This window comes from Nocardia sp. NPDC005366 (assembly GCF_040606855.1).
GTDB lineage: Bacteria > Actinomycetota > Actinomycetes > Mycobacteriales > Mycobacteriaceae > Nocardia.
The window spans coordinates 1-1591 of sequence record NZ_JBEXFQ010000099.1 but is presented as its reverse complement, the minus strand read 5'-3'; the positions used below and the strand labels follow the sequence as shown (position 1 = coordinate 1591).

At 55.1% G+C, this 1591-nt stretch carries 1 rRNA gene; it reads left to right on the top strand.

The window, feature by feature from the left end:
- A 23S ribosomal RNA gene (locus ABZS43_RS36570) occupies window positions 1-1591 on the top strand; the annotation flags it as partial.

Below are 1591 nucleotides of genomic sequence, written 5' to 3'. Positions count from 1 at the left end.
TCGCGGGTCCGGGGACTCGTAGTTCGAGGCGAGACCACAGCGCGGCGGCGGGCATTTCATCGGGCAGCGGGTGCAGGGCAGCGGCGCGGGCGAGTAGCGATAAAGGGGGTGAAAGGCCCCCTCGCCGTAAGCCCAAGGTTTCCTACGCAACGTTCATCGGCGTAGGGTGAGTCGGCCCCTAAGGCGAGGCAGAAATGCGTAGCTGATGGGAAGCAGGTCAATATTCCTGCACCATTGTTAGATGCGATGGGGGGACGGATCGCGGAAGGTTGTCCGGGTGTTGGAAGTCCCGGTCGCTGCATTGGAGAAGGCACTTAGGCAAATCCGGGTGCGGAATTCAAGGGTGTGGCGCGAGCTCCTTAGGGAGCGAAGCAATTGGAAGTGGTTCCAAGAAAAGCCTCTAAGCTTCAGTCTAACGATGACCGTACCGCAAACCGACACAGGTGGGCGAGATGAGTATTCTAAGGCGCTTGAGAGAACTCGGGAGAAGGAACTCGGCAAATTGGTACCGTAACTTCGGGATAAGGTACGCCCTTGTAGCTTGACTGGCTTGCGCCAGAAGGGTGAAGGGGTTGCAATAAACTGGTGGCTGCGACTGTTTAATAAAAACACAGCACTCTGCAAACACGAAAGTGGACGTATAGGGTGTGACGCCTGCCCGGTGCCGGAAGATTAAATGATGGGGTGCAAGCTCTTGATTGAAGTCCCGGTAAACGGCGGCCGTAACTATAACGGTCCTAAGGTAGCGAAATTCCTTGTCGGGTAAGTTCCGACCTGCACGAATGGCGTAACGATGGCCACACTGTCTCCTCCCGAGACTCAGCGAAGTTGAAGTGTTTGTGATGATGCAATCTACCCGCGGCTAGACGGAAAGACCCCATGAACCTTTACTGTAGCTTTGCATTGGACTTTGAACCGATCTGTGTAGGATAGGTGGGAGGCTATGAAACCGGAACGCTAGTTTCGGTGGAGCCGTCCTTGAAATACCACCCTGGTTTGTTTGAGGTTCTAACCTTGGCCCGTGATCCGGGTCGGGGACAGTGCATGGTAGGCAGTTTGACTGGGGCGGTCTCCTCCCAAAGCGTAACGGAGGAGTACGAAGGTACGCTAGGTACGGTCGGAAATCGTGCTGATAGTGCAATGGCATAAGCGTGCTTAACTGCGAGACCGACAAGTCGAGCAGGTGCGAAAGCAGGTCATAGTGATCCGGTGGTTCTGTATGGAAGGGCCATCGCTCAACGGATAAAAGGTACTCTGGGGATAACAGGCTGATACCGCCCAAGAGTTCATATCGACGGCGGTGTTTGGCACCTCGATGTCGGCTCATCTCATCCTGGGGCTGTAGCCGGTCCCAAGGGTATGGCTGTTCGCCATTTAAAGAGGTACGTGAGCTGGGTTTAAAACGTCGTGAGACAGTTTGGTCCCTATCTGCCGTGGGCGTTGGATATTTGAAGGGGGCTGCTCCTAGTACGAGAGGACCGGAGTGGACGAACCTCTGGTGTACCGGTTGTCACGCCAGTGGCATCGCCGGGTAGCTATGTTCGGAAGAGATAACCGCTGAAAGCATCTAAGCGGGAAACTCGCCTTAAGA